Below are 247 nucleotides of genomic sequence, written 5' to 3' on the forward strand. Positions count from 1 at the left end.
CGCGACCAGCGCAAGATCCTCGACATGACGGCGACGAGCTGGCTGTCGTTCCGCGAGTTCAACGGGCTGCTGGTCTATTACACCCACTTGATGTCGTATCGCTGCGCGATCCGCGAGGTGCGGATCGGCATCGACAGCGCGGTGCCGGACAAGGTGTTGAAGATGCCGCCCTGCGATCAGCGCGATCCCGTGGCGATCCCATCGAACGCCCAGACCTATCTCAAGCTCGCGCCGCAGACCAAGGCGG

Annotated in this window: 1 protein-coding gene; it reads left to right on the forward strand. The window is 64.0% G+C overall.

What is annotated here, in order from left to right:
* Nucleotides 1–247 (forward strand): hypothetical protein (locus AC1RQI_RS17415; RefSeq protein ID WP_481905863.1); only part of this gene is annotated, 247 nt, incomplete at both ends.

Source organism: Salicola sp. AFF1 (assembly GCF_056783195.1).